The sequence below is a fragment of the Streptomyces sp. NBC_00237 genome (assembly GCF_026342435.1).
GTDB lineage: Bacteria > Actinomycetota > Actinomycetes > Streptomycetales > Streptomycetaceae > Streptomyces.
On record NZ_JAPEMT010000001.1, the window covers coordinates 1,417,600 to 1,436,505 of the forward strand.

An 18,906-nucleotide genomic window follows, 5' to 3' on the forward strand; every position below is an offset into this window, starting at 1 on the left:
CTACAGGGTCACGTCGGTCGACATGTACTCGATGGCCACAGGATTCGTGCCGTCGTACAGCGCGGTGAAGTTCATCGTCGGCTTGATCACGTCGAACCCATCGACGGTCGGGGGCCCCTCGTCGAACCGGACCGCCGGGAGCTTGATCCGGAACGTCTCGTAGTGGGTGGCCGCGATCAGCGGCCCGATGAACTCGATGACCAGGCTGGTCGCCGCGTCGCTGGTGTGGAGGTCGTCGAGAGTGGTGTCGACGTAGTCCATCTCCAAGCTGCCGGTGATCTTGACCTGTTCGTTGGAGATCGGCTCCTTCTTCAACGCGCTGCTGTTCGCATAGAACCGGTCCACGGCCATGCCGCGCTCGATCTTCACCGAGACCTTCCGGATGCCGTCCCGCGCGGTCTCCGTGCCGTAACTGCCGGTCCTCACGCCGAGTTGACCGAAGTGGAACGGGCTCATCGACGGGTACGTTGCCGCAGCTAGGGTCTGTCCCTCGTCGCAGTCCTTCGCGTCGATGTCGAAGCTAGCGGTGAGCATCTCCCCGACTGAGCAGGAGAATTCGGCCCCAGTGATCTTGCAGCCCACGAACGACTTGTCGGTCACCGCCCCCGTCGTGAGAGGGATGCCCTTCTGGATCATCAACGACTTGCCCGCGACGTCCGCGAGCGTGTGCGTCTGGAGGTACGCCGCGGTGGCCGCCTGCTGCACCGGAGTCACCGAGGTGCCCATCAAGGTCTGGAGCAGCACACCCATGCCTTTGTTGGTGACCTCCATCTCCAGCGAGCCGGACGCCTCGCGCTGCGTCACCACGCGGCGAGAGGACAGGGGCATCAGGCGACCGGCCGCGATGCCTGCCGATTGCGCGGTGGTTTTCTTGAGGACGATGCTCTCTTTGGTGAACTCGATGAACTTGGTGGGCGCGAGGAACGTCCCATAGGACGACTCGGCCGCGATGCCGACCTGCGCGCCAAGACCTGATCCGATGGCCATGCCTCAGTCCTCCAGCTTCTGCGGCTTGGCCGCGGGCATCTTCTTCACTGCGGCCGGGATGGGCTTCTCGTCCCGTGGTTCCTCGACTGGCTCCCACACAGCGGTCTGGCAGACGTACCCGTCGAACCGCGCGTCGGGGACCTCAACCACCTCGTCCGGCTGCACGGTCCTGCTGCCGAGTTCCGGCACGGTGACCGGCTCGGCGCCGATGTAGCGCACTCGCGCCATGGGCTGACTCCCTTGTCAGATGCGGGCGCGGCAGGAGACCGTGAACGCGATCCCTGCCCGTACGCCCTGATCAGTGGTGAACTGCTGAAGTGCCGCCCTCGTCAGGTGCGACCACAGGACCGTCCCGCCGAGCGTTGGTGCCTCGGGTGCACCTCCGGAAGCGCGGATCGCGTCCTCGACCACGGCCAGCAGCGCGAACGCCCGCTCCCTGCGCGGCCCGATCTCCAGATCCCCGGACCACGACTCGACCCAGCACGAGATCGACAACTCCTCGTCGCGCCGCCGGGCCCCGGCATACGCGAAGTCCTGGACGAGCTCGGCCGCCGTGTCGGCCCCGGGTGCCCAGCCGACGACGACGAGGTCCGCGTCCGCCATATCGCCGACCGGCGGCCCGTCGAGCACCTCCACCTCGGCCAGCGCCGGCGCCGCCCGCAGGATGCCGAGCAGCGCCGTGATCGCCCCAGGAACAGCGGAGGTTGCCATCTACCCCACCCCCGGTGGCAGCCGGTACGGCTCCATGAGCTGCAACGCCCTGTTCGGGATCGCGTAGCCGAACCCGGCGATCGGCTCGGACACCGAGTAATCGTCCCCGCCTGCCTGCGGGCGACCCGGGCCCTGCTGGGTGCGCCACAGGTGCTGAAGGATGATTCGAGCCGCCGAGGTGAGCGCCGCTGGAATGACCCGGCGACCCGCGGTGTACGTGACCTTCACCGGCCCAGATAGCGCCCCGCCGTCGAGCCGCCGCACGACCCCGGTGTCCGGGTCGATGTCGAGGTCCACGACGTCCGTTACGGCACCGGAGGAGAGCAGCGGATCGACTGCGGTAAGCGTGAGGACCGGTGTCGTCCGCAGGGCCAGCGTCCGGGCCCGGCGCACGTCGTGCCGCTCGACGACAGTACGGACGATGACCGGGCCGCACAGCGACTCGATGCCTGCGGTGATGGACTCGACCCAGCTGCGGATCTCGTCGTCGTCGCTGGGGCGTGTCTTGTTCAGGTGCTTCTTCGCGTCGGCGAGGGAGAGGATGCCCGGCGGCATCGCCTCCCGTACGTCGAAGCTGTCGGTGTAGGCCCCGGCACAGACCCCGGTGGCAATCCACCGCACGGTGTGCCGCCCGGCCTGGACGGTCGGGTAGTCGTAGGCGTAGGTCCCGGTGGACACCGGGCCCACAGGGGAGATGGTGCTCGACGTCCCGTCCGGTAGAGCGATGGTCACGGCCATGGACCCGGCGTTCGCCAGGGCTCCGGCCGCGTCGCGGACGGTCGTCCCGAGCGGGACCACCGCCCCGAGGTCGTACGGCATGGTCAGCCTCCGCTCAGGGTGGGTCCGGAACGGATGTGAGAGCCGAGTGCCGCCACAGCCCCGGTGCCTGCGGAGAGGACGCCGCCGCGTGACGCGTTCAGGGACGCGATGCCCGCGACGTCGTCAACCCCGGTGTCTCGGTGCGCCTCGATGAGGAGCGACAGATCGGTGTGGTCCGCCCACGCGGGTGAGGGCGCGGAGCGGAGCACCGACCACGTGGTGCCGTCCGGGGCGGCCTCCCAGTACAAGGTCCCGGCGTCCTCGCGCAGCCGCAGCCACGCGTGAGCCACCGCGTCATACGGCGGGAAGAGCGCGCCAGCATCGGCCCAGCCGGTGCGCAGGTACAGGCCCAACACTCCGGCCGCCCGGTCCACGATGACCCCGGCGTTCGTCCCGGCCGTCCCCGTGAGGACGAGCAGGGACACCGAGGCCAGCGACGCACCCCCCGGAGCCGGAGGGTCCACCCGTGCGGAGATCTGCCCCCAGCTCAGTGACCACGCAGCCGCCGACCACAGCGCCGCGTACCCCTGCGTACAGGGGATGAGCGCCCGCCCACCCGCCTCGGTGACCGGGCCATACGACTGCGGCCACAGAACCGGGTCCACCACCCCATCCCCGAAGGAGTCGCGCAGAAGGGCGAAGCTGCCCACTGCCTCACCCGCGAGTTCGGCGAGTGCGGCGCCTCGGCGCGGACTCGGAAGACTCCTCCTCGACGGGGGATTCGTCCGCGTCCTCCTCGACGGTGGAGTCCTCGGCCGGAGGAGTCAGTGACCGCGGTTCCCCAGGTTCCGCAGTTGCCAACTCCACGGACGCCCCGGAGGCCCGCCGTTCCGCCTGCCGGTCGACGTGCGTGGCGACGTCCTCGAAGTGGGCGCGGGTGTCGCGGTTGTAGATCGCGTCATCGGTGCTGATGAGTTCCCCGGCCGCGATGACGCGGGTGATCCCGCCGACCTCAGCAGCGAACGGCTCAGAACAGCGCTTGATGGTTGCCATGTCGGCTCCTCAGTGAGCGGCCGGACGGCGCCGGGCCCCGGTCAAGACGCAGGTCGCGCCGAACGTTCCACCGGTCGTGGCTCCCGAAGTCGTTGCGACGATCCGTACGTACCGCTGGCCACCGGTGTAGCCGACCTCGAACACCGCGTCATCCGCAGTATTCGCGATCGACGGCAGCGAGCCCTGGACGAACGAGGCGTCGACCGTGCTCCATACCGAGTTGTCGGGGCTGTCCTGCATGGTGACGGCGACCGTGCCGTCCGTCATGGTCCCGGTGTGGACGATGAACATCGCCGAGCGGAACGCGTTGGAGTTGTAGTGCCGATCCACGGTGATCCCGTTGGCGGCACCGTTGGTGCGGGTGGCCACCGCGAGGGCGGGGCGAGCCACGCATTCGCTGTAGACGGTCCTGCGCATGAGTCCTCTCTCTCCTCGAAAGCGAAACGGGGCCGGGACGCGCAGCCCTGGCCCCGCTCTGCTGTGACCGTTCGGTCAGCCGACCTTGTTCATCCGGAACGCACCGTCGTTCACGCTGTCGGCGCCGACCCGGTAGTACGCGTACCAGCCGCGCTGGCCGGTCGGCCGCCGGTTCGGGCCGACGAGGTGCGGGATGAACTCCACGGTCATGCCCACGCGGTCGGCGATCACGTAGTTCGAGAAGTCGCCGTAGATCAGGTTGCGGCTGCCGGTGGTGACCGTGCTGGTCATCGCCTCCGCCTCGTAGGTGCTGCGGCCGAGGAGCTGCGAGGGCTGGTCGCCCTGGAGCTGCACCCACATGCCCGCGCCGCCCGCAGTGTCGAACTGCCGCACCACGTTGTAGATGCTGCGGTGGCCCAGCCACGAGGCACCCATCCGGTACCGGGCAGGGAGGCTGTTGTCGAGCCCGTACACCGAGGTCAGCGGCACGGTGTTCGTGCCCTGCGTCAGCTCTGCCGCCGTACCCGTCAGCGCGGTCACGATGCCGAACGGCTCACCGGAGCCGGTGCCGTTGATGAACTTGGTGGCCTCCAGCTCGTCCCGGCCGAACGCCAGGAGCCGCGCCACTTCCTGCGTCGCGTTGGCCTGGTCCTCCATGGCCTCGATACTGATCGGCACGAAACCCTGCGCCTTGTGCAGCTGCACGCTCGGCTGCGCGAACGTCGGCGCGTTGTCGCTCGCCTCCGTCGCCTCGGCCGCGAACGACCACGACACAGACCCGGCGGAAACCCCGTTCCAAACGTCCCCGGTCGCGACGACGCTCCGGGCCACCTGGCGGATCTGGTTCAGCGAACCGTTCGCCGTGATGATCACCGTCGGGTCGAGCTGGAACGGCACCAGGTAGCCGCCCGCGCTGTCCGTGAGGGACATCGCACGCTCCAGCGCCTGCTGTTCCTCAACCGCGATCATGTGCCCACGGCCGGTGGCGACCTTCGCCCAACCACGCAGGTACTCAGGCGAGGACGTCGCCAGGCACATGCGGGCGATCTTCGAGTCCCCGTCGTCCCACCGCTCGATCATCTCGGTCGCGGCCTGGCGGACGACGTCGTTCGTGCCGCCCATCTTCTCGATCGCGGACAGGGCGCGGGCGCGCAGCTCGTCGCCGATCTGTCCCTTCGACCGGGAGAACGTGCGGACCTCGGACAGGTCCCACGGGTTGCGGAACCGCCGGTCCTCCACCGAATCGGGGTTGAGGATCGGGTCGAGGTCGTACGAGTCCCGCGACCCCGTGGAGGAGCCGCGTTCGACCGCGAGCGCGGCCGGGCCCCGGTCGGTGGCCTGCGTCGCCGAGCGGACCCGCTCCAGCGCGGAGCGACGCTCCAGCTGGCGGCGGTGGTCGTCGACGTCGGCGAACTCCCTGGTCAGTTCGTCGAAGGTCTGCTCGTCGTCCCGGGTGAGTGCGTCGCGCTTCTCCAGGTCTTCGAGCTGGGCGCGGATGTCCTTGAGACGGATGACCGCCTGCTGGTGAGAGAGCTGAAGTTCAGGCATCAGCCTGTCTCCTTCGGGGTGTCGATGGACGCCAGAACGCCGTCCATCAGCGCGCCGATCTCGGCGAGCTGCGGGCGCATGCGTGCTGTACGAGGGGAAGGCGACGGGTGCCCATCGGCGGGCGGCGCGTCAGGTACTGCGGGGGCTGGCGGGTGCTCATCAGCGAGCGGCGCGCCATCGGTCTTGCGCTGGAGGGAACGGACTGCGCCCGCGAGGGCCCGGGCCATCGGCTCCGGGTCGGCGGGGATGTCGACCACGACGAGGTGTTCACCCCGGGTGGGCCGGCCAGGCTGCTGGTAGAGCAGCGCGGTCGCCACCTCACGGCGGAGTTCAGGGTCCTCGGGGACCGACGGCGCCCCAGCGTCGCGTGCCAGGGAGTGGCGGATACGCCGTGCCATCGCGTCGTCCGCGGCGAGCCCGTCGGCCATGTCCCGGGCCCGTACGGAGACACTCGTCCCCGCGTAGGCCGGGAAGACGACGGGCCCCAGCTCGCGGCACCGGATCTCGATCAGCTCGCGCTGGAGAGGGCCCCGGTCGCCGGGCATGTAGAGCAACTCCATGACCTGATCAGGCTTGACGACCTTCCCGGCCGCGTCGCGCCATTCCTCGCGCACGACCTCGAACCGGAAGCTCATCCCGTTCACGGAGCCCTCGGCGATGGCGTCGCGGACGGGCTGCATCAGCCAGTTGTCAGTCACCCGGGCCTCGACGTACAGGCCCGCATCGTCCTCGCGGAGGTCGGAGATGGACCCGATGGGCAGGGACCCGATCAGCGGGTGCCGACCGTGATCGAACTGCATGACCGGGGTGCTCTCGCGGATCGTCTTGCGGAACGCGCCCTTGCGGATCGTCTCGGTGAACCGGCCCTCCCAGCTATCGATCTCGGTGGCCTCGCCGAACATCGCCGCGTACCCGGACAGGGTGCGGCCGTCGTCGCCCTCCGCGTCGCCCTCGGCGCGCTGGAGCAGGAACGGCGCGGACCTTTCCAGGTCGCGCGCCGCAGGGTGCAGGGTGGGCATCAGGCCCCCTCCTCATCAGATGGTGGTGTCGACTGGCCTGGCGGACCCGTACCGGGCGCCTGGAGCTGCACCGAGAACAACCCGGTGTGCTCCAGGAGCCCCCAGTCCTCGGCGCCCACGGCGCGCTGCACGGACTCCGGGGTGTACCCGGCATCGACGAGGGCGCGGATCGTCCGGGACTGGAGTCCCTGGATCTCGGCCGCGTCCTTGCGGTCCTCCCGCAGGAACGGCACGTCGCGCGCGTCGTACCAAAGCCGCACCGCCGTCGACGGCCCAGCACCCGGTGCGGAGCTGGGAGTGGGCAGCAGGTGAGCGAAGGACCCAGCCGCGTTCTGCCACAGCGGATGGATCGTGCCGTCCGCGAATCGGCGCCTGGCTTGCCCGTAGTTGGAGTACGTGGCCGCAGCCAGGCCCTCGCTGAATCCCACGATCACCGGGGGCACCCCGGCCGCCGCAGCGATGCGGGTCTCCCCGGCGCCCTGCACTGAGCTGAAGTCCATCTGCTTGAAGTCAGATCCAGCGACAGTCACGTCCGCGCCGCCGCCCAAGTACAGAGTCTTGTAGGCGTTCTCCACGCCGCGGTGCTCGCTGTCCATCTTGGCCTTGAACTTGGCGAATGCCTCAGGGCTGACCTCCCGAGCCAGCCGTACGACCAGGTTCGGCGTCGCCGCGTTCTCGAAGTACCGGCGCTTGTGGCCTGCCATCAGGTCGTCGTTCTGCGCTTCGCGGATCACCGGAGTCAGCCAGGACATCCCCCGGTACGTGGCTAGCGGGTCCGGGGTCGGCGCGAAGTGCGCCACCTCGTCGGCGAGCAGCGCGACCGGGGCCCCGCCGGGCTCCTGGTAGAGGTAGCCGAGCCGCCGCCACCCGAGGTCACCCCCGCGCACCCGGCGCCGTTCCAGCACGATCTGCACCCAGTCCGGGCGCATCCGTACGAGGTCGTCTCCGTCGCGAGTCCAGTACGAGTTGCCGGTGAGGTCCGCGTCCTGGATCACCCGGGCCAGCAGGTCTTGGGTGGTGCCGCCCTGCCAGGGGCGTTCCAGGAGTCGCAGGTCCGGCGTCCCGAACATCTCGCTGGGAGCGCCGTTGTTGAGGCGCTGCCACTGGAACCGGGGCGCGGAGAACACCGACTGCCGGGCCACCATGCACGCCCAGATGACGGGGTTCGTGGCGAACAGCCTCGCGTATCCCGGGAGGTCACCAGGGGCCTTTTCCGCGGACTGCCCGGGCTGCGTCTGGGTGATCCCTAGCGCCGAGACCCCGCCGTACCCCAGGGACTCCTGGAGGGCCTGCGCGTAGTCGTCGATGGTGCTGATGGACCGGTTCTCGGTGCGGGCCCGGGTGCTCCTCCACAGGTTCGTCATCCGCTACCGCCCACGTCGGTAAGCAGCAGGCAGTACACGATGAGGAGGATGCCGCCCGTCATCAGCGCCGCCGCGAGGTCGATACCGAGGCCGACGCCGATCGTGACCATCGCACCGCCCGCAAGGACACCAGCACGCGCCCAACTGGCACGAGTTACCCGTACGCGGCCCACGGCTCCACCTCCTCCTCCGGTTCCTCGACCTCGACGGTCAGCCCCCACGCGGCGAACGTGGCCGCGACCAACGGGCTGATGTCGATGCCCTCGCTGCGCCGCGCCCACGCCCACGCGTCACCCAGGTCCCGCTTCCGGGCTCCGGCCAACGCGGTCGCCAGCGGAGCCTGATCGATGTGCACCAAGGCCCCGGACACCACCGCGTCGTAGAACTGTCCGCAGCCCTGCGCGATCTCGCGGACTTTCGGCTGCACCACCGGGGCCAGTGGCGTCCGCTCGTCTTCCGGCAGGTCTGCCTGCTCCTCGGGCGTCAGCGCGTCCACCAACGGTTTGATGAGTGATCCGGCGGGGCCGCCCCCGTCGATGACCCAGCAGCGGGGCCGCCACTTCTTCGTCAGCTCCACCGCGCGGGCGATCACCCAGTCCGTCCCGGGCCGGTTTTCGACCACCTCAACATGTATGGCCTCACCGCTCTGACCTGCGACGCAGATCGATGCGTGGGAGCGCTCCGGCGTCATGTCGAGGGAGAACGCCACCGGGTCGCTCGGTTTGGACTGTCCGTCCGTCAGGGCCCGCCACGCGTCCTCGCTGATGACCGACCACGTGTCGCCGCCGTCGCTCGGGTAGTCACCCACACCGAGACGCTCGCGCGCGTAGATATCCGGCCCCATGGTGAGCCGCTCTCGCTCCGTGTGCTCCATGCTCAGCCGGTAGCCCAACGCCGGGTTGGCGCGCGCCACCGACTCTGGGGCGGCAGGGTCGTCGTGCTCGGTGCAGTCCACCCGGCACTCGCGGACGTGCGGGTCGATGCTCCACTCCAGGTACGCCAGCGAAGGGTCCGGCACCCCGGACTCGACCGCGGCCAAGGCGCGGGCCCGGAGACGGGCGAGCTGCATCGACAGCCTGCCGATCCCGGCCGAACCGAGGTAGAACACCTGCGGGTTCTTCACGGCCGCCATGGTCGGCATCAGGGCGCCCATGCCCTCGTCGCCGAGGTGCATTGCCTCGTCGAGGATGTTGCAGTGACCCGTGAACCCGCGGCCCGAACCTGAGCTTCGGGCGAGGAACCGGAGCGTCTGCCCGGTGAGCAGTTCGATGGCCTCCTCGCCGGTTGTCCGCCGCACTCGGGCGACGCGTTTGCGCAGGTCATCGCAGTTCATGATGAGCTGCTCGATGCGCTTGAACCCGACGATCGCCGTCTTGAACTCGTGCGCTGAGTGGATGATCAGCTTCTCGCCGAGGAGGAACAGGCCCGCAAGTTCCCGGGCCTCGATGATCGCGCCTTTGCCGTTCTGCCGGGGGACGTTGACGCAGGTCTCGAAGGCGGACCAGGTCCCGTCGGCGCGCTCGCCGAGGCCCACATGCAGCACGTGCTGTTGCCAGGGGTCCAGCTCCAGCCCGGCGACCGCAGCGAGTTCGATCGCTTCTTGCCCGGACGAGCTGACGAACGGGGGCACCGTGGTGAGGCGGGGCTCTTGGACTCCGTACGGCAGGTCAGGCGCCACGGCGGGCGGCCCGTCGAGCAGTGAGGTCATCGAGTGCGTCCCCCTTCGACTGGGCCGGGGCGAGCTTCCGCAGGTCGGTCATCAGCGGGCGCAGTTGCGCAGCAGCAACGGCCACGGAGGTCGGGGCGTCGCTCCCGTCGATTGCCTCGGCGAGCGCGAGGGCCAGGGCGACGAGTCCGGGGGCGATGGCGCGGACGCCAAGCTGGTCGATCTCGGCGGCCGTCTCGTCGGCGACCATGCCTCACCTCCGCCGTTGTCAGTGGTGGCCGGTACGGTGCGGGGTGTTGGGCCGGTCGGTTTGCCAGTGGGCAGCGCGGTCAAGGGGGGCGGGTAGGTAGGCCCCCGCGTCCGCGTCGGGGCTCGAAGAGAAATCCGTCTCAGCCGCCCCCCTCCCAAGATCACAACTAGTTACCCAGAGTCATGTAACCGAGCGTGACCAACTTGGAGAGGTCGTAGCGCTACGGCCGAGAATGATCTTGAAATCGGGCCGCGCAAAAATCCGGGCGACAAGGGCTTTTGGGTCGCCCGCTCCTCCGCGTTCACGATGACCAACGGCCCCCCTCCCTCACGGAGATCATCACGCGGCTGACCTGCGTGTCAGCACGGATCGTCACCCAGTGCTGCACTGCCGGGCGGCATGCTCCGCAGGCGCTCACCGAGGGGAGTAGGTCACCATGCGCGCGACGACTGGGGGGTGATCGCCCTTGATCCACCCTTGCGCTGCTGGGTGTACCAGCGCGTCACAACAGCTTCGAGCGCTGGTTGACGCATGTCGCGGACGCGCTGCGTGACGACGTCGCGACCGGGATCGACCACGATCTCCTTCGCGTCCCATCGCCGGTACTTGGCCTTCCACCTGGGGGAGGGCATGGTGTGGATGAGGTACACGTCGGTGGTATCGCGGTGCTTCACTGCCTCGTCGATGGCTGCGTACCGGGCGCGGAGGGCGACCTTGGACACCACGGGGTCGTGGTTCCACTGGGGTGCTCCGGGGCCGGTGAGTGCGCGGGTGATGACGTCGAGGTCGATCACGATGTCCGTCGCCTTGGCGTGGGAGGTGACCCACGACGACTTGCCCGCGGCCGGCGGACCGGTGATGACGTACAGCACCAGCCCTCCCTCTACGGTCGCCAGTCGCTGCGGTAGTCGGGATGGGCGGCGTAGGGCAGGGCGAGGAAGCGCAGCGTCGACTCGGAGGTGTGCGGTGCGTGCATCGGCGTCTCGCTGTCGCCCCGTACCCAGCGCTCACCGCCAGCCTCCCAGGCCGGGCCCATCGAGCGCAGACTGCATGACCCGCTGAATGAGTGCTCGGTGCGGCAGCCGGTAGGACACTCGGCGGGTGAGGCATCCAGCATCCGCCGTTTGGCGTCGACCTCGGCGAGGACGCGGGCCGGGTCGTGGCGGGCGATGTGCCTGACGAAGACCTCGGCAACATCCTCGGCTTCGCCCGCGATGCTCGTGACCACGGGATAGGCCGAGGAGTCCGGGTCAGCGATCACGGCTGCCCTATCGGGATCAGCCCAATACTGCACGTTCCAGGTCGGGCGTTTCTCCACCCACTCTTCGGGCTCACTCGCCGCCCGTGCCGCCGCTTCGTCTTCGGCGAGGCGGGCATGCAGAAACTCCACCAGGTCGTCAGTCACGTGGGTCATGGTGTCACCACCTTCTCGACGCGCGGGCCTGCGCGGTCACTAGTCGGTTGCCGCGTGCGCTGTTGCAACGCCGGTGCGCGCTCCTCGCATTGGCCGGGTCGAGCAGGCTCCCGCCTCTCGACAGTGGGACGAGGTGGTCGAGGGTGAAGGAGTCCCGGTGTGTGGGCGGGAGGGTGGGGTCGATGTCGTGGCCGCACAGCCAGCACGGGTAACCGAGGGCGCGCTGTACGGCGACGAGGCGGCGGTAGGGGCGCCCGGTGCGCGGGTTGCCAGTCACGGGCGCCCACCTCCGTCAGACGTCGCCGAGTACCTCGGCTCGCGCGGCGTCCACCTTGCGGTTGAGCGCACCGGTCATGCGGAACACGGTGAAGGTCAGCAGCAGGAAGACGACGACGAGTAGCACCTGTGTGATCACCGAGACGATGGCGATGCTGCGGGTGGCGCTGGCGATGATGGCCATGATGCCGTTGCCGGAGGCCCAACCGAGCCACAGCTTGATCTTCTCGGCTCTGACGGCGGACTGCAGTTCGCGGTAGTTGCCCATGATCCCCCACGGTTGCTCGGGTGCGTGGGGTCATGATGGCGTACCTGGGGTCGCTGTGAGGGCGGTACAGACATGACGAAGCCCCGCACATGGTGGCGGGGCGGTCCGTGTCCGGGCACGCCGGATCTGCGGCCCAGTGTGAGGGGTGATCGGCTGCGCGTCAACTACGTCCGTAGTCCCAGGGCGGAGTGCCGCTTCCGTAGATCTCCAGCCGTACGCCTTCGAGGAGGTGCGCGGGTGTGGGTGTTCCGCCGGGCAGTGTCAGTTCCACGGGCTCGTACGTCAGGGTGAGCGGCCCGGTTGGCTCGCAGGTGCCGCGCCATTCCCCGGTGACCGGGTCGACGGTGAGGTCCACGTGCACGGGCACGGTGGTGACGCCGTCCTCGTCGGGGAGGGAGAGAGCGCCGGGCCCGGAGTAGGCGGTAGTCATCGTCTCGTCCTCTCGGGCAGTGGGCCCCGCCGCGTCGGGGGTGGGCCGCAGCGGGGCCTCGGGAGTGCCGGATCTGTGTCTCCCGCGGGGACCGATCACGCGCGGACCCAATGCAACCACCAGATCTGGGGTGTGGCCCCGCGTCATTCCAGTCCCAGACGGTGTGTGCGGGACTTTCGAAGCGCTGCCCTCGGTGCGCGACCTTTACGTGACCTGACCTGCGGAGCGCACCTCAATTCTGCCGAAGTGGAGGAGAGTTGTGCAATGTGGCATGCCAGCCGCGATGCGTGTGCCCTGTTATAGGCTGACGCTGCTTCACTCACTCCTCCCACGAACTCACCGACACCCACAAGGAAGTTCGGTGACCGAGCTCCGACAGTCGGGGCTCGTTGGAGGAGAAGGAGGAAGCAATGGTGACTCCCGATATGGGTAAGCCCAGCAAGCGATGGACCGGCCCCGAGAGGTGGCAGGTTGCCACCGGAGTGCTGGCGCTACTCGTTGGGATCATCGCCTGTGTGGGGCAGTTCGTGCAGTAACTGCCAACATCCACACGAGTCCAGCCGTACGGCCGCTCACGCAGTGAGCCCGGCCGGATGATGCACGGCCGGGCTCACATACTGCATCGCGAGGGCCTGATCCGGTAGCCGCCGGGTCAGGCTCTTCGTCGTACGGAACGAGGCACCACCCCGTTCCGACAAGAAGAACTCTACCGTGATTAGACACGGATGCTCTGGGCGCTACAATTCCCGGCCCAAATTGGGCTTCGCGACACATTTGCAATGTGTTCCGTCACCACATTGCAAATGTGGTGGCCTGGAGACATTGCCAGCGCCGTCAATGCCCGCACCTGGGCCTCGACCACCATCCGCAGACCTCGCAGAAGCCGTAGTCGAGTGCGGCCAACAGTCGGGGGATCATGCGTCGTTCACCTCCCTTCCACCCTTGCGTGTCGTGTGGTGCTTCGAGCCGTCGTGGACGGTGATCTGAGCCCCTCCCGCGTTGCGGGTCACGCGGATGCCCGAGGTGTTGTTGTCGTTGTTGTTGGCCTCTTGACCTGCGCCAACAACACCGTCAGAAGGGGCGGACGGGGTGGGGTAGTAGGGGGCGAGGTCCTCGTGCCGGACGCCGGTGCTGCTGCCGCGTCCTCGCATTCGCACGTCCCCGATGGGGATGCGGGAGCGGGTGAGACGGTCACGGACGGCGGCTGGGGTGGTGCCGAGCGTCTCGGCGAGGACGGCGATGTGGACGTGTGGGGTGCCGATCTTCTCCGCAGCGTCGAGGAGTTCGGGGAGCGTCGGGGGCGCGCTGGCCGGGGCGGGAGTCGGCGGTGGCGTCTCGCCTTCCTCGCCCTCCGGCTCGGCACCCTCGGCGGCGGTTTCGGTCGGCCGGGTGGTGACGACGCGGGGCCGGTTGTGGGTTCGGTACGCGGTGATGCACCACCCGATGGTGATCGGCCAGAGGAGCCAGGCCAGCCGGTCGGAGTGGGCGGCGATGGTTCCGAGGAGTCCGCCGCCGAGCTTGCGGGCGACGAGGCCGAGGACGAGGAGGATCCCGACGCGGAGACACCACTCCCACCCGCTGGCCTCGCTGAGCCAGCCGCGGATCCCGCCTGCCCACCGGCGTGCGGTGGCTGCGGTGCGGTGTCCGAGGGCCCAGCAGAGGTAGCCGGAGCCGCGTCCGATGCGCTGGCAGGCGGCACGGAGCCACTGGGCGGTGGTCACACGAGGCTCCCGAGGTCGACGGTCGTGAGGGTGGTGAGGGCCCACGCGCCGAGGGAGTTCGCCCCGGGGACGACGAGGTCGCCGATGACCGCGAAGATTCCGGTGCCGAGGGCGAGGAGGACGCCGACGAACACGCCTTTCTTGAAGCGGGATTTGCTGGCCTTGGCGATCTTCTTGCGCATGAGCCACAGCACGATGACCGCGACGAAGACGACGACGGCCCCGTAGCCGTCCAGGCGCGGCGGCGCCGCGGTGGCGATCGTGGGCGCGCTCTGGCCGGTCAGCCAGGACTGGAGGACTCCTCCGAGTCCGTTGCCGCCCCAGCGCAGGAACCCGGCGAGGTAGCCGAGGATGCCTGCGGGGCAGCCCACCATCAGCGTGCCGAAGGTGATCCCGGACCAGAAGGGGAGCAGCTCCTTGGGGTCCTTGGCCTTGCCTCCGGGTGCGCCTCCGGCTGCTGCTGCACCCCCGCCGCCGCGCCACCAGGTGAGGTGTTCGACGGCGAAGAGGCCCATGCCGAGGACGAGTCCGGCGGTGGAGACGGTGGCGCTGGTCATGTCGCCGATTCCGACGGCCAGGGTGACGGTCATGGGCGTACTCCCGTCAGGACGTACACGGCGGTGATGACAGGCAGGACGATGGCGGTGGCGATGAGCGCGGACCACAGCAGCGTCCGGGCCACGGCAGCGCGCGCTTTGGGGAGCCACAGCTCCTCGGCGGCTCCGGCGGCGGCGACGCGGTACACCTGATCGGCGAACATGAGGATGCCGAGAGGGATGAGGGCGATGACCCATGCTCCGGCGAGTCCGGCCTCGGTGCGGGCGGTGCCGAGTACGTCGGTCCACCAGGTGGTGACCGGGGACCCGGCGAGAACGCACACGCCGTTGTAGATAGGGCGGCACTTCGTCCACCAGGCCGGGCCGGGCTCGGGCTCGGGGACCGCGGGCAGTCCGGTGAAGATGTAGTGCGTGTGGAAGTGGATGTCGCGGGTGGGCGGCACGGCTGGTGGGGCGGGCGGGGGCGGTGCAGGGGTGGGCTCGGAGAGGTACCAGTCCGGCGGAGGCGGTGGTGCGGGCGGCGCAGTCGGCTTCGGCGGGATGGGGAGGGGTTCCCCGGCGGGGATGATCCGGGTCGGCGTGATGGGCTGGTCGGTCACCACTGGCCCCCGTACATGAGGGCGATGAGCAGAGCGAGCAGGGCTGCCCCGAGGGCAAGTTCACGCCGCTCGGCCGAGCGGGAGGCGTAGGCGATGACCGCGGCGATGATGCCTGCGGCGAGGGCGAGGTAGATCACGATGTGTGGCTCCACAGGGTGGCCGCGGTGCATGCGGCGGTGAGGGTGGCGGCGGCACGGTGGTGGCCGTGGCAGAGGGCGAGCCCGGCGAGGAGCAGCGTCACGGCGTCGGTGGCGTACGCGGCCTGAGGGCTGGTGAGGCCGAGGACGGTGACGAGGTGCCAGGCGTCGGCGAGGTCGCGGAGCGGGGTCTCGGTCATGCGAGCCACTCCGACATCACTGCCCCGCAGACGGTGACTGCGGTGATGTCGGCGACGAGGACGATCGCGGCGACGAGGCGACGGTGGTCGCGGACGGCGACGCCGAGCGCGGCGAGGATCGCGCACAGGGGGAAGCCGATCAGGGCGAGGAGCATCAGTTGTAGCCGCCTTCCATCCGCCCGGAACCCGGCTTGGGCTTGGCCTTGGTCGTGAGGTACTTGCGGACGGTGTCCTGCCGTACGGGGCGGCCGAGGATGCGGGCGGCCTCGGCGGTCGCCTGGACCTCGTCGGTGATGCCGCGGGCGGCGACGAGCTTCACGGCTTCGAGGACGTTCGTCGGCGCGGGTCCGGATCGATCCGGATCGGGGTCCGTGCTGGTCACGGGCGGGACGGCTCTGCCGGTGAGGAGTGGGTCCGGGGTGAATCCGGACGGGTCCGGACGCTCGATCCGAACCTGTGGGGGCTGGTGGCCGAGGACGAGGGCGACCTGGACGGCGGAGACGTGGACGCCGTAGGAGGTGAGTTCCGCGGCGAGTTCGGCGGGCGGGGTGCCCGGCTTGGCCGAGTGCGCGAGGCGGATCGCGTCGGCGGGGTCCATGCCGGTGAAGTGGTCGCGCAGGGCTGCGGATGCGGTGCGGGGGCGGTCCGGGCGGGTTCCGGATTCGTTCCGGATCGGGTCCGTGCTGGTGGTGACGTGGGTGATGGCCCGCTTCTTCGTGGCGTCCCACGCCTCCTCGCGGGCAAGGAGCCAGCCCCACACCCCGTACCGGGGCAGGGTCACCGGGCGCTCCCCGGCAGCCGTGCGGCGGCGGGCCCGGACGGCCGACCAGGCGAGGCCGGAGACGAGAAGGAGCGCGACGGTGGGCGCGGCGAAGAGCAGGGTGGCGCCGAGGCCGCCGTTGATGTGGACGGCGTGGAGGCGGTTGAGGTAGACGGAGACGCCGGACAGGGCGAGGGTCGCGAGGTGCGGGCCGAGCGCGGAACGGACCTCCTTGGCGGCCTCGTTGGCGAGGTAGAGGCACGCGATGGCGGCGCCGTCGAAGACTGCGGCGGTGAGTACGGCGAGTTGGGTGGGGACGCCGTAGATGTCGTGGGCGACGACGTAGAGGGACCAGGCGGTCATGGCGGCGGCTGCGGTGCCGATGACGGCGAGGGCGGCCCACCAAATGAAGCGGTTCACGGAGCAGCTCCGGGCGAAGAGGGGCCGGGCCACAGCAGGGGTGGCCCGGCCGGTGTGTCAGTGGGCGAGGTGGACGGCGAGGAGGACCAGGACCGCCAGGGCCGCGCCGAGGATGCCGATGTAGAGGGCGACGATCAGGTACCAGAGGGCGGTGAGCATCAGTGGGTGCTCCCCTGCTGGAGGTCGAGCCTGGTGCGGATGTCCTCGGCGGCGTCGTAGTCGGCGCGGCAGGTGTCCGGTGTGGTCGGCTCGTCGAAGATCGGGCTCGGCCGGGGTCGGAGGTCCGGCTGCTCCTCGTCGGTGCTCACTGGGCCGCCCCGTCCGTGAGTGCGTACGCGGCCTTGTCGAGGACGAGCGCGTACTCGCCCCGGGTGGTGGTCTCCCAGATGCGGGGGGCGGCGGACAGGATCTCGGCGACGCCGGTGGTGCCCGCGAGGCTGGCGGCGTTGGCGAGGGAGAGTCGTCCGGCGTCGTCGAGCGGGTCGCCGGGGTGCTGGCGGCACATGGTGGCCATGACGCCGAGGGCGGCCCGGACGCGGGCCCTCGTCGCCGAGGATGCGGCGTGGGCGCGGCGGAGCCCTTCATCGGGCTGGGTGGCACAGATACGATCAGGCACGGTCATCACTCCTGGTGAAGTCAGGTTGGTGACCGGCCCCGGCCATGTGGCGTCGCAAGCGCCGACCGGGGCCGTTCTTGTTGTTGCCCGATCCAAGGTAGCGACTTCCTAGCCATATGGCTAGGAAGTCAGAGAGAATGGTGCCCATGGCCGAGGCCGAAGGAGGGCCGGACATGGTTTCGTTCCGCGAGCTCGCACGCCGACTGGTGGAGGACGGCGTCGTCGCCGCCATCAGTCACCAGCGGGTTTCCCAGCTCCACCGCGAGGACCCTGACTTCCCCGCCGTGGTGCCGGTCGGCCGCTCCAAAGCTGTCGACTACCGTCTCGCCCGCCCCTACTTCGCGGCGCGCAAGTCGCGCCAGGGTGAGCGCACGGACCTCAAGGACCGGTCTGCCGAGTAGGGGTACGCCCACGCGCAGGGGCCCCCGCCGGGTCGTGGCGGGGGCTCACGGCTGTGCGGATACGATCCGCCAGTGGCTATCGAACTTTCAACCGACCTGATCGAGCTGGAACGTACGGCGTGGGCGGAGATTCAGGCCGGGACGCTGACCGTGGAGACCGCGCAGGCGGTCCACGAGGCGACCATCGCGCACGCTGAGGCGACCGAGCAGCCCCGTATCAAGGTCGAGGCGGAGCTGAAGCGGGTCGTCCGCCACCCAGAGCCTGCCGCGTAGCTGTCCGGATGCGTCCGGGCCCGTCCGGGGTGACGGTGGACCCATGTCTGGCCCACCGATAACCGTGCACCCGCCGAAGGGCGAGGGTGGCCGACGTGTCACCGCAGACGGGGCGATCCTCGGCATGGCGTACTCAGACGGGGACCTTATTGAGCTGCTCCGTCTCGCCGGGGTCGAGGACGCGGAGGACCTGGTGGCCGCTGATACCCCGTGGATCGAGTGGCGAGGCGCGGAGCCTCATGACTACGGGTGGGGGCCGGGCGAGCCTGGCCACCGGCCCCCACCGTCCCGTGTCTAGGCCGCGTGCGCGTCTGCCGCTGACCAGACGAGGCCGCACCCGGAGCAGCGGGCGAGTGGGTGTGCTCCTGCTCCGCCGTGGACCTCGATGGGCGATGCGCATGTGGGGCATGGGGCGGCGAGCGGGACGCATCGAGCAGCGATGTCGAGGGCTCGTTCCACGCGCTCGGCGGCGTCTGCGGCGACGCGGCTGATCCGGTGGTGCTGCGCCTCGTCGAGGGGGCGGCACGGGCCTGGACGGCCCTCCACGCGGGCGCAGAGCCACAGCGCTGCGTACGGGGCGGTGCGCTGCCCGGTGTACCGCCACCTCTGCGGGTTGACGGCGTCGGCTGCGGCGAGGTGGTCGCGGCGTACCCGGTCGCTCGCCGGCCACTGGCGCGGGGCACGGGGCATGGGCGAGCGCTGGATTTCGGCGGCGATCTGGTCGGCCAGCTCGACGAGGGCGGTCTCGACCTCGCGCATGGTGTCGAGGATGCGGATGCGGAGCGGGGCGGCGGTGGTGCCGATCTGCTCGGGGGAACGCTCGTCGGCGCGCAGGAGCGCGGCCTCGTCCGCGTCGTGCTCGTCGAGGCTTGTCAGGTAGGCGCGGAGTCCGGACGGGGGCCACGTCGCGGTGGGGGGTGCGCCGAGGGCGTCGCGGAGGTCCGGCCACAGGGTGGCAATGGTGCGGAGGTGCTGGCTGGTGGTCATCGTGCGCTCCAGGGGGCGTGCGGGGCGTAGGCTGACGATCACCGTTGGGGCGTGCCTGGTCTGGGGAGACAAG

The 18,906-nt window shown here is 69.9% G+C and carries 29 protein-coding genes; 2 read left to right on the plus strand and 27 right to left on the minus strand.

What is annotated here, in order from left to right:
* The 26 genes from OG897_RS06155 to OG897_RS06280 form a co-directional block, all read right to left on the minus strand.
* Window positions 1–987: a phage tail tube protein gene (locus tag OG897_RS06155; RefSeq protein ID WP_266653617.1), complete on the minus strand. Its 987-nt coding sequence runs from the start codon at window positions 985–987 to the stop codon at window positions 1–3.
* Window positions 988–990: 3 nt separating this feature from the next.
* On the minus strand, window positions 991–1,215 hold the full coding sequence (locus tag OG897_RS06160) for a hypothetical protein (protein ID WP_266653619.1): 225 nt from the start codon (window positions 1,213–1,215) through the stop codon (window positions 991–993).
* Between the two features lie 15 nt (window positions 1,216–1,230).
* Window positions 1,231–1,698 (minus strand): hypothetical protein, encoded by a 468-nt coding sequence (locus OG897_RS06165; protein WP_266653621.1) that lies wholly within the window; start codon window positions 1,696–1,698, stop codon window positions 1,231–1,233.
* Entirely contained in the window at window positions 1,699–2,517 is an 819-nt protein-coding gene (locus OG897_RS06170; protein WP_266653623.1) for a hypothetical protein, read from the minus strand.
* Window positions 2,518–2,519: 2 nt separating this feature from the next.
* Window positions 2,520–3,167 carry a hypothetical protein gene (locus OG897_RS06175; RefSeq protein WP_266653625.1) on the minus strand — a complete coding sequence of 216 codons (648 nt, stop codon included), beginning with the start codon at window positions 3,165–3,167 and terminating at the stop codon, window positions 2,520–2,522.
* A gap of 4 nt (window positions 3,168–3,171) precedes the next feature.
* On the minus strand, window positions 3,172–3,510 hold the full coding sequence (locus tag OG897_RS06180) for a hypothetical protein (RefSeq protein ID WP_266653627.1): 339 nt from the start codon (window positions 3,508–3,510) through the stop codon (window positions 3,172–3,174).
* Between the two features lie 9 nt (window positions 3,511–3,519).
* Window positions 3,520–3,927: a hypothetical protein gene (locus OG897_RS06185; RefSeq protein ID WP_266653629.1), complete on the minus strand. Its 408-nt coding sequence runs from the start codon at window positions 3,925–3,927 to the stop codon at window positions 3,520–3,522.
* Window positions 3,928–4,002: 75 nt separating this feature from the next.
* On the minus strand, window positions 4,003–5,475 hold the full coding sequence (locus OG897_RS06190; protein WP_266653631.1) for a phage major capsid protein: 1,473 nt from the start codon (window positions 5,473–5,475) through the stop codon (window positions 4,003–4,005).
* A complete protein-coding gene (locus tag OG897_RS06195; RefSeq protein ID WP_266653633.1) occupies window positions 5,475–6,494 on the minus strand; it encodes an HK97 family phage prohead protease in 1,020 nt (339 codons plus the stop codon). Before OG897_RS06195 ends, OG897_RS06190 begins: the two co-directional genes overlap by 1 nt.
* A complete protein-coding gene (locus OG897_RS06200; protein WP_266653635.1) occupies window positions 6,494–7,858 on the minus strand; it encodes a phage portal protein in 1,365 nt (454 codons plus the stop codon). The genes OG897_RS06195 and OG897_RS06200 overlap by 1 nt, the downstream gene beginning before the upstream one ends.
* 154 nt (window positions 7,859–8,012) lie before the next feature.
* A complete protein-coding gene (locus OG897_RS06205) occupies window positions 8,013–9,566 on the minus strand; it encodes a terminase (protein ID WP_266653637.1) in 1,554 nt (517 codons plus the stop codon).
* A complete protein-coding gene (locus OG897_RS06210) occupies window positions 9,526–9,774 on the minus strand; it encodes a hypothetical protein (RefSeq protein ID WP_266653639.1) in 249 nt (82 codons plus the stop codon). The genes OG897_RS06205 and OG897_RS06210 overlap by 41 nt, the downstream gene beginning before the upstream one ends.
* Window positions 9,775–10,205: 431 nt before the next feature.
* The gene (locus OG897_RS06215) at window positions 10,206–10,646 is read right to left on the minus strand and encodes an AAA family ATPase (protein WP_266653641.1); all 441 of its coding nucleotides are present in this window, start codon (window positions 10,644–10,646) and stop codon (window positions 10,206–10,208) included.
* Between the two features lie 11 nt (window positions 10,647–10,657).
* Window positions 10,658–11,188 (minus strand): DUF6221 family protein, encoded by a 531-nt coding sequence (locus OG897_RS06220; protein WP_266653643.1) that lies wholly within the window; start codon window positions 11,186–11,188, stop codon window positions 10,658–10,660.
* A 4-nt stretch (window positions 11,189–11,192) separates the two neighbouring features.
* Window positions 11,193–11,465 (minus strand): HNH endonuclease, encoded by a 273-nt coding sequence (locus OG897_RS06225; protein WP_266653645.1) that lies wholly within the window; start codon window positions 11,463–11,465, stop codon window positions 11,193–11,195.
* Between the two features lie 15 nt (window positions 11,466–11,480).
* Window positions 11,481–11,732: a hypothetical protein gene (locus OG897_RS06230; protein ID WP_266653647.1), complete on the minus strand. Its 252-nt coding sequence runs from the start codon at window positions 11,730–11,732 to the stop codon at window positions 11,481–11,483.
* Window positions 11,733–11,892: 160 nt separating this feature from the next.
* Entirely contained in the window at window positions 11,893–12,162 is a 270-nt protein-coding gene (locus OG897_RS06235; RefSeq protein ID WP_266653649.1) for a hypothetical protein, read from the minus strand.
* 914 nt (window positions 12,163–13,076) lie between these two features.
* The gene (locus tag OG897_RS06240; protein ID WP_266653651.1) at window positions 13,077–13,883 is read right to left on the minus strand and encodes a hypothetical protein; all 807 of its coding nucleotides are present in this window, start codon (window positions 13,881–13,883) and stop codon (window positions 13,077–13,079) included.
* On the minus strand, window positions 13,880–14,473 hold the full coding sequence (locus tag OG897_RS06245; protein WP_266653653.1) for a hypothetical protein: 594 nt from the start codon (window positions 14,471–14,473) through the stop codon (window positions 13,880–13,882). The genes OG897_RS06240 and OG897_RS06245 overlap by 4 nt, the downstream gene beginning before the upstream one ends.
* Complete coding sequence (locus tag OG897_RS06250; RefSeq protein ID WP_266653655.1) at window positions 14,470–15,039, minus strand: hypothetical protein; 570 nt, start codon at window positions 15,037–15,039, stop codon at window positions 14,470–14,472. The genes OG897_RS06245 and OG897_RS06250 overlap by 4 nt, the downstream gene beginning before the upstream one ends.
* Window positions 15,036–15,176 (minus strand): hypothetical protein, encoded by a 141-nt coding sequence (locus tag OG897_RS06255; protein WP_266653657.1) that lies wholly within the window; start codon window positions 15,174–15,176, stop codon window positions 15,036–15,038. Before OG897_RS06255 ends, OG897_RS06250 begins: the two co-directional genes overlap by 4 nt.
* On the minus strand, window positions 15,173–15,376 hold the full coding sequence (locus tag OG897_RS06260) for a hypothetical protein (RefSeq protein ID WP_266653659.1): 204 nt from the start codon (window positions 15,374–15,376) through the stop codon (window positions 15,173–15,175). The genes OG897_RS06255 and OG897_RS06260 overlap by 4 nt, the downstream gene beginning before the upstream one ends.
* Window positions 15,373–15,531, minus strand: a complete 159-nt coding sequence (locus OG897_RS06265; protein WP_266653660.1) for a hypothetical protein — start codon at window positions 15,529–15,531, stop codon at window positions 15,373–15,375. The genes OG897_RS06260 and OG897_RS06265 overlap by 4 nt, the downstream gene beginning before the upstream one ends.
* Entirely contained in the window at window positions 15,531–16,556 is a 1,026-nt protein-coding gene (locus OG897_RS06270) for a hypothetical protein (RefSeq protein ID WP_266653662.1), read from the minus strand. The genes OG897_RS06265 and OG897_RS06270 overlap by 1 nt, the downstream gene beginning before the upstream one ends.
* Window positions 16,557–16,714: 158 nt before the next feature.
* Complete coding sequence (locus OG897_RS06275; protein ID WP_266653664.1) at window positions 16,715–16,864, minus strand: hypothetical protein; 150 nt, start codon at window positions 16,862–16,864, stop codon at window positions 16,715–16,717.
* Entirely contained in the window at window positions 16,861–17,172 is a 312-nt protein-coding gene (locus OG897_RS06280) for a hypothetical protein (protein WP_266653666.1), read from the minus strand. Before OG897_RS06280 ends, OG897_RS06275 begins: the two co-directional genes overlap by 4 nt.
* A 146-nt stretch (window positions 17,173–17,318) precedes the next feature.
* On the opposite strand from OG897_RS06280, the gene OG897_RS06285 reads away from it, so the two are divergent.
* Entirely contained in the window at window positions 17,319–17,573 is a 255-nt protein-coding gene (locus tag OG897_RS06285) for a hypothetical protein (RefSeq protein WP_266653668.1), read from the plus strand.
* A 72-nt stretch (window positions 17,574–17,645) separates the two neighbouring features.
* Entirely contained in the window at window positions 17,646–17,846 is a 201-nt protein-coding gene (locus OG897_RS06290) for a hypothetical protein (RefSeq protein ID WP_266653670.1), read from the plus strand.
* A gap of 294 nt (window positions 17,847–18,140) precedes the next feature.
* Here OG897_RS06290 and OG897_RS06300 read toward each other — a convergent pair whose 3' ends face one another.
* Entirely contained in the window at window positions 18,141–18,833 is a 693-nt protein-coding gene (locus OG897_RS06300) for a hypothetical protein (protein WP_266653674.1), read from the minus strand.
* Window positions 18,834–18,906: the final 73 nt, after the last annotated feature.